The following is an 8,136-nucleotide window of genomic DNA, read 5'->3' on the forward strand; positions in this document are numbered from 1 at the left end:
CGGCCGGGCAGGGGCCCGGTTGCCGGGCCGCGTGAAGCGTGTGCACGCTAGACCTGGAGGCGTCCGGCCGAGCCGGACCAGGCGCCGCACCCGCCGCCGAAAACCACGCCTGGTAACAGTCGAGGCCCGCCCACGCGCTGCGGGTCGGGCCTCTGTCGTCGTCGGCACAGGGTAGCGGGCAGCCGCCCGCAGTCGTCAACACCCGCCCGTCCAGCGTCCCAAGGAAGGCCAGCCAACCCGCCCAGGTCCATCGGACAGGTAGCACCCCAGCAACGACCCAGACCACCAGCACCTAGCAGGTCATCGGACCCACGACAGCCACCCAAGGACCCAGACCACCTAACGATCCGTCACTCTCAAGGTACAAGCATCTCTCTAACACACCCTTGCATTACCATCCGATGGCCACTTACAGTGATCTGCATGACTGCCACCGTGAGCCCGGGATCTGACCCCGGGTACCTGATCAATCAGGTCGGTAAGGGTGGCGAGCACTACTACTTGAAGTCGATCGAGCAGGCGGGGGAGCCCGCCGGGATGTGGCTCGGGGACGGTGCTAAGGATCTTGGTCTGACCGGCGAAGTTGATCACGAGCTGATGTCAGACATGTACTCGAAGTTCACGCACCCTCAGTTCCACGCGCGGGTTCGCGCGTCACTCTCCGCAATCATCGCCGAGCCGGGTTCGGACGAGTGGAAGGCGGAGGTGGCGGCCGTCTACGACGCTGCCCGGGTCGGCCGGAAGCCGTACGACTACGCGAAGTCGACGGAGGAGAAGGTGGCGGCCGCGCTGGAGAAGCTGGGCCCGGACGCCACTCCTGAGCAGCGCCGTGAGGCGGAGCTGAAGGTGCGCCAGAACGCCCCCTCCAGCCGCTCGTACTACGACGTCACGTTCAGCGTGCCGAAGTCGTACAGCCTGCTGCACGCCGGGTTCCAGATCGAGGCCCAGCGGCTCCGCGAGGCCGGCGACCTGGAGGGCGCGGCCGCGGCGGCCGCCAAGGCGGACGCGGTATGGGAGGCCGTGATGGAAGGCGTCCAGGCCGGGCTGGAATTCCTGCAGGAAGAGGCCGGGTACGCCCGCGACGGACGCCATGGCGCCAAGGACGCCGAGGGCGCCCCGACCGGCCGCCAGGTCGACGCCCACCGGTGGACGATCGCAAGCTTCCGCCAGCACACGAGCCGGGACAACGACCCGCAGCTGCACGTCCACAACGCCATCTGGAACCGCGTGCAGGTCGAGGAAGTCGACCAGGTGACGGGCGAGGTCCGCTCCAAGTGGCTGACCATCGACGGGCAGGAGATTTACCGGCACACCAAGGCTGCCGGGCACATCGCCGAGAAGGCGTGGGACGAAGCGCTGTACCGCAAGCTGGGTATCCGCGCCGCCATGCGCCCGGACGGCATGGCCCGCGAAATCGTCGGCATCAGCGAGGAGAAGCGCGACAAGTACAGCTCCCGCCGGCGGACCATCACCAAGGGCACCGCCGAGCTGGCCCGCGCGTACGAGGACCGCGAGGGCCGCCCGCCGGGCGCCCACGAGCTGGCCCGGATGGCGCAGTGGGTGAACCTGGCGGAGCGCAAGGGCAAGACCGCCGCCGTCCCGCGCGAGCAGCTGCTGGAGCAGTGGGAGGCGGACATGGTGGCCGACACACGTGAGTCCCTGGCGGACATTCCAGCTCAGGTGGAACGCGCATCGGCGGAGTTGGAACAGCGCGCCGTCGACCTGGAATCGGGGCTGGAATTCGACCCCGCGAAGGTGGTGCGGACCGCCGTCGAGAACGCCCAGGATTCCAAGAGCGCGTGGCGTCGCGGTGACCTGATCGTGGAGATCACCAAGGCGCTTCCGGACTGTCTCGGCGGGTTGGAACGCAGCCAGGTGCGCGCCCTCGTCAACGAGCTGGTGGACGCGGCGTTGCAGTCGGGCGCGGACACCGAGGTGGTGCGGCTGACCGCCCGCAACCTGGTTCCGCTTCCCCCCGAGTTGACCCGTGATGACGGGCTGAGCGTGTACGCCCGCCACGGTGCCGTCCGGTACGCCACGAAGGCCCACCTGGAGCGCGAAGGACGGGTAATCGAGCAGGCGACAGAGCTGGGCGCCCCCGCTGTCTCCCGCGAGGCGATCGAGGCGGCCGTGGCCGAGGCCGGGCTGAACGAGGGCCAGGAGAAGGCGTTCCGCTCCATCCTCGCGTCCGGCCGGCGCATGGAGGTTGTGGCCGCCCCCGCAGGTACTGGAAAGAGCCGTCTGGCGGGTGCGATCCACGACACTTGGACGCAGCAGTGCGGCCCCGTGATCGGCCTGACCGTCAGCCAGCGCGCGGCCCGTGTGCTGTCCGAGGAGGGCGTGCGGAACGCGCAGAACATCGCCAAGTTCTTGGACGTTCACCGTCGCCTGGAATCCGGTGCACCCGTGGCCGAAGACGAGCGGGCAGCGTTCCAACTGCAGTCCGGTCAGCTGATCCTCGTGGACGAGGCATCCATGGCGGAGACGGGCCAGCTGGACGAGATCCGCCGCGTGGCCGCCCGCGCCGGCGCCAAGGTGCTGTACGTGGGCGACAACGCCCAGCTGGACAGTGTCGGTTCCGGCGGCATCTTCTCCCAGCTCACGGACGAGCTGCCGAACGTGCACCGCCTGGACCAGGTGATGCGGTTCAAGTCCGAGTGGGAGAAGCGGGCGTCTTTGCGGCTGCGCCAGGGCGACGCGGCCGTGCTCGCGGAGTACGACGCCCGTGGACGTCTCCGGGCTGGAACCCGTGAGGAGATGCTGGAAGCCTCGTACCAGTTCTGGCTGGCCGACCACGTGGCCGGTAGGGACGCGGTGCTGATCGCCCCGACGAAGGAGCAGGCGGACGAGCTGGCCGCCCGTGCACGGCAAGACCTTGTGCGGCTTGGCCAGGTCGAGGCCGAGGGCATCGAGCTGCCGGACCGCGGGCTGACCGTCGGCAAGGGCGACATGATCCAGCTCCGCAAGAACAGCCGGCGGATGACCACCGCGTCCGGCGAGCGGTTCGCCACGAACCGGGACGTGGTGAAGGTGCTGGGCATCGCCGAGGATGGCGCGGTGACCGTCGCCTACGACGACGGGGACACACTCCAGCTTCCGCCCGAGTACGTGCAGGAGCACGTCGACCTGGCGTATGCGGGCACCATCCATTCCACCCAGGGCCGCACGGTTGGAACAGCACACAGCTACTGGGACGGCACCGGTTCCAGGGAAGCCTTCTACGTCGCCATGACCCGCGGCCGCGAACGGAACACCGCCTACATGTCCACGGACATGCCAGGCGTGCCCGCCGAGCAGCGGCCGGACCCGATGGCCCTTTACAAGCAGACGCTGGAGAACAGCAGCGTCGAGAAGTCGGCCACCCAGGTGCAGCGCGACGAGGAAGCGTGGGCGCAGTCCCTGGCCAAGCACACGTTCGAGCTGGAAGACCTGGCGACCGAGCACGCCACCACGAAGCTGGGCCGCGTGCTGTATGAGGAGCTGGGCGCTGAGCGGTACAGCGAGCTGGCCAGCAGCGAGGCGTTCGGGTCCCTGATCCGTCTGGGCCGGGCCGCCGAGGCGGCCGGGTACGACGCCGAGGGCATCATGCGGACGGTGGCCCAGGGACGACTGGAGGATGCCAAGGATCTGGGGAAGGTGCTGCACTGGCGGGCGGAGCGTGAGCTGGAGGCCGCCGAGCGGCGTCAGGTCCGCGCGGACGAGCAGCGCGTGCGCGAGGCCGTCGAGCGGCAGGAAGCCACGGTCAACGACCTCATGGGGCAGCTGGCCACCGCGCCCGTGGCCCACGTCGGCCACGAGGTGAGCGACGAGGCGCAGGCGGAGGCCCTGCGGCAGGCCGAGGTCATGCAGCAGGCGCCCATCCTGGCCTGGAACGGCAGCCAGGAGGACGCCCTGGCCGCGCAGCAGGCGGTCATTCAGGCCCAGGTCATCGACCCGGCGGGGACCCAGCGCGCGGCCGAGGCGGCCGCCGCCGAGCAGGCGCAGCAGCAGGCCGCCCTGGACCAGGTGATGGCCATGCAGCTGGGCGCCGAAGTGCTGCACGGGCAGCAGGAGGGCCAGGAGCGCCACCGCATCGCGGAGGAGCACCGGGCGGCCGCCGAGGAGCGCACCGACTGGCGGAACCGCGTCGCCGACATCGAGGGCCGCAAGGGCGAGTACGCCCGCGCCGTGGCGGAACTGGCCGAGGAGAAGCGCCTGGAACTGGGCCGCCAGTTGCTGGAACAGGCCGAGGCCGGGGAGCTGCCGCAGTGGGCGCAGCAGCTGGGCCCGGTGCCGGACGCCCCCGAGTGGCGGGAGCGCTGGATCGAGCGCGCTGGCACCGTGGCCGCGTACCGCGAGGCTCACGAGCACGACCACGAGCGCGACCCGATTGGCCAGCGGCCGGGCCGCGGTGCGGTCGACGTCCGCCAGGACTGGGACCGGGCATACCGGGCCCTGGGCGAGCCGGAGGGCCGGATCGAGCTGGTGGGCGCCACCGACGCCACACTGCGGCGCATGGTCGAGCAGTACGAGCGCGAGACCGAGTGGGCACCGCCGCACGTCGCTGACCAGCTGCGTCTGGTCAGCGAGTCCGTGACCGAGCTGCAGCGCGAGGCGGTACAGAAGCTGATCGAGGCCCGCGAGGCGGAGGAGCCGGCACGGGCCGAGGAGCTGCAGGCCGCCGTCGAGGGCTACGACGCCCTGGCCGCCCAGCTGGAAGAGGACCGCGAGGCCCTGGAAGAGGTCCATCAGGCACGGCAGGCCTGGCACGACCACACAGAGGACGTTCGGGCCCAGGCGCAGGAGGCACAGCGGCAGCTGGAACTCCGCGCGCCGGAACCCCAGGCGGCGCCGGAGGCCCTGGAACTGCAAGAGGACGTGCAGGAACCGACGCTGGCACCGGAGCTGGAACGGCCGGAGGCCGGCGAGCAGGAGCGGCTGCGCGAGGCCCACGAGCGGGCCCACGCCGAGGGCCAACCGCTCACCCGGGAGGAGCTGCAGCAGGCCGTCCAGACCGCAGCCAGGGCGACGGAGATCCTGGCCGACCGCGAGCAGACCCGGCAGATGGAGGAAGCCGAACGCGCCCGCCGGGACGAGCCCGTGGTGGTGCAGCAGCCGGAACAGCAGATCGAGGTCCCGGAGATCGACCCCAAGGGGCACGAGGTCGGGCTGTAGGCGGACGGTGCACGTCCGGTGGCTGTAAGGAACCTCTGACAGCCACCCAAACATCCAGGCCCACTTCCCCCATAACCATTTGGGGAGATGCAGGGCTCTTGTGGGGCTGACCCGGTTGTGCCCGATGACGCAACCGGGTCATCTACCGGGCTCTCGACTCTCTTGAGGACTTCGAGGGAAGAGTTGCCCGCCGATTCATTGAATGCCGTCTGGCGGACTGTTCCTCTGCTCTTGCGCCTGGGGCAGTGACTTCTTCATCGCCCCGGGCTGGGTGTTGACCCATGAGGCAGGAGCACGACCTTGCGGGACTAACCCGCGGCTCCCTCACCCTCACGACTGCCCCGATCTGTCGGGGCCGGGAAGACTTTCGAGACCTGGAGGATCAGTGAGCACCGAGCAGCCCGACCAGCAGCCGACCCAAGTGCCGGCGCCCCAACGGGATCCCCGCCGCGAGTTCGTGAAGAAGGGCGTCTTGGCCGCGATCGGCGGTGCCGCCTCCGCCCTCACCCGCGAGGCCGTGAGGGCGGCGATCAGCGCCGACGTCTTTGGCGACGGCTCCTGACATGACAGGGACCTGTATCGCGCGATACAGGTCCCTTGGCTCTGTCCACGAGAACGGACATCAGATGTTCACCACTTCGGGAGGCACCAGGATTCGAACAGACCGCAATCTGAGGCGGAAGGTCCTGAGTCCACGACGCCGACGTGCTAGTCCCCATGAACCAAGTGTGGTGAGCCGACCTACGGCGAACCGCCGGAGAGACACGACCCCTGGCCCGGTGTCAGTCCCCGCGGCTACCGTCGTGCACATGGCCAGCAGCAGCGAGTCGCAGTGGCACCCACGCCGACTCCACCCGCCCGTGTCGGACGTCCTCCCCGTCCCCGAGCGTCCGACGATCGCGCCTGGAGCCACTCCGTCCTGGCCTGGCCACGAGTACGGGCCCACCCGCATCCCGACGCCGGCCCCGAGCACGCCAGGGCTTCCAGGAGGAGTCCGCCGGACACGGGAGGAGCTGGAAGCGCTGCGAGACGACGCCGCCCGGCAGTTCCACGTCGGCGAGCAGGCACTCGTGCAGCTGGACGAGGACGAGGACGAATACGACGTGAGCCGGCCCGCTTGGTTCGCCCAGGGAGTGTGGGCGGTGACCGCCTGGCTGCTGGGGGAGCTGCAGAACGCGCCGATCAGCGGCGAAGTCCACGATTACCCGTACACCGTCCGGCAGGTAGGCCTGGAGAAGACGCACGCGATCGACCGCCTGGAGGGCAACGACTGGCCCGACGTCGACCGGGACTATGCCCTGGGCGTTCGGGAGGCGGTCCGCTGGGCGCTGTTCGTCGGGAAGGCACGGCCCGTGCCGGCGGCCGCCTGACGTGCGCACGCGAAGAGGCCCGGACCCCATCGGTCCGGGCCTCTGTCATTGCCGGGCTCAGGCTGGAACTTCGCCCGTCTTCAGCATGTGGATGTACTGCTGCAGGTCTGGGGGAGTTTCCACCTTCTTGTTCTCCAGCGGGTCCTTGTGGCCGTTGTACGGGTTGGTCCTGCCGTACTGGTCGGGCGGTTCCGGGCGCACGTTGCAGCCGTCGAGGATGAACCGGCCCTGCCGCACCGCGTCCGGCAGCCACCGGCCCAGCCACTCGGCTACCCGCAGCGGCCCCGATTCCGGGTCACGGAAGGCCCAGTTCCAGGCGGCCATCAGGCCGGTGAGGGCTTCCACCATGTCCGGGTGCAGGTGCCAGCAGGACACCGGCATCTTGTGGTAGCCCAGCATCTCCGCAAAGGACCGCGGATACCGCACCCGGAAAGTGCCCATCGTCCATTCCAGCAGGATCTCCCACGCCTGTGCCTGCTGCTGCGAGTTGAACGTCGACCAGTCCCAGACGGGGAACTTCTGCGCCTCCGGCTTCTCCGTCAGCTTCTTCACGGTCAGCGCCAGGTCCGCCACCGTGTCCGGGAGGCCGAAGCCTTCCAGGGCCTCCAGCCGTTCGGACACCCCGTCGAGGCGCTTGCCCAGATCCCGACTGCGTTCCCAGAGTGCCAGCACGTCGCGCGACGGCTCGGCGGCCCCACGGCTGCGCTCGCTCATGCGGTGTACCTCCGGTCAGCGTCAGCGGCCGGGTAGCCGTACCCCGGCTGGGAAGGCACGCCCGGAGCCTGCACGGGCTGCTCATGGACGATCGGGGCCGTCGAGGGCATCTGCGGAGGCAGCACCGGCTGCTCCGGCCGGATGCCCAGCTTCTTCAGATCCTCGTTCAGCTTGCCCCTGGCCTTGGCTGCCTTGGCGAGGTAGCGGGGGCCCTTCCTGTTCAGCTTGGCCTCCAGTTCCAGCCGGGCCTTGTCATGCTTGGCGAGCGCCCTGACGTCGGCACGCTGCCAGACCGGCGTGAAGCGGTACCGGATGGGCGGCAGGTGCCGGTAGAAGATCAGGCCGGTGCCTTCAGCCATCTGCCGGATGGCGTCCTGGGGCATGACCCGGGCCCGCCGAACGGAGATGCTGCGCGACTGCTTGTCGTCGTCCGTGCGGTTCGGGGAGGCGATCTCCTCGTCTTTCTCCCCGCACAGCAGGGAGAGTTCTTCCAGATCCTGTGGCAGCGACAGGCCGCCCAGGACCACGCGCGTGCTGTTGTTCATGATGGTCTGCGCGCCGTTCGTTCCCCATCGGTCGCGCAGCTGGGACGGGGACTGGACGGAGATCAGCAGCTGGATGTTGCGGCCGCCGGCATCCGCCGACCACAGGTGAAGCGGCAGGGGACAGATCACGGCCGCCTCGTCTAGGACCATCCGCAGGTACGGGTCCAGTCGTCCGCCGGGGGAGTTGTCCGCCCGGACGTAGGCGGCATCGTAGATTTCGCCCACCAGCGCAGAGAATAGCGGGGCGACGGAGCCGTACCGCATGTCCCGGCCCATCACGTAGAGCGTGCCGCGGCTGTTGAGGAAGTCCTGGACGTCGAACTTCTGCTCCCCGGGGCGGGGGCTGACGATCT

5 protein-coding genes are annotated in these 8,136 nt (G+C 69.6%); 3 read left to right on the forward strand and 2 right to left on the reverse strand.

Going from position 1 to position 8,136, the window contains the following annotated elements; genetic code table 11:
- Window positions 1–423: 423 nt before the first annotated feature.
- The 3 genes from mobF (at window position 424) to IG05_RS48150 (ending at window position 6,524) form a co-directional block, all read left to right on the forward strand.
- Window positions 424–5,154, forward strand: coding sequence for a MobF family relaxase (mobF, locus tag IG05_RS0139475; protein WP_078894846.1), 4,731 nt, complete (start codon window positions 424–426; stop codon window positions 5,152–5,154).
- Window positions 5,155–5,539: 385 nt separating this feature from the next.
- Window positions 5,540–5,716 carry a hypothetical protein gene (locus tag IG05_RS48145; protein WP_158839126.1) on the forward strand — a complete coding sequence of 59 codons (177 nt, stop codon included), beginning with the start codon at window positions 5,540–5,542 and terminating at the stop codon, window positions 5,714–5,716.
- Between the two features lie 247 nt (window positions 5,717–5,963).
- A complete protein-coding gene (locus IG05_RS48150; RefSeq protein ID WP_158839127.1) occupies window positions 5,964–6,524 on the forward strand; it encodes a hypothetical protein in 561 nt (186 codons plus the stop codon).
- 57 nt (window positions 6,525–6,581) lie between these two features.
- Here IG05_RS48150 and IG05_RS0139490 read toward each other — a convergent pair whose 3' ends face one another.
- The gene (locus tag IG05_RS0139490) at window positions 6,582–7,238 is read right to left on the reverse strand and encodes a hypothetical protein (RefSeq protein ID WP_030348941.1); all 657 of its coding nucleotides are present in this window, start codon (window positions 7,236–7,238) and stop codon (window positions 6,582–6,584) included.
- Window positions 7,235–8,136: type IV secretory system conjugative DNA transfer family protein (locus IG05_RS42935; RefSeq protein ID WP_030348942.1), on the reverse strand; the 902-nt coding region annotated here is incomplete at its 5' end. The genes IG05_RS42935 and IG05_RS0139490, both read right to left, overlap by 4 nt.

It is taken from the genome of Streptomyces sp. NRRL S-1022 (genome assembly GCF_000720135.1).
In the GTDB taxonomy this organism is placed as follows: Bacteria; Actinomycetota; Actinomycetes; order Streptomycetales; family Streptomycetaceae; genus Streptomyces.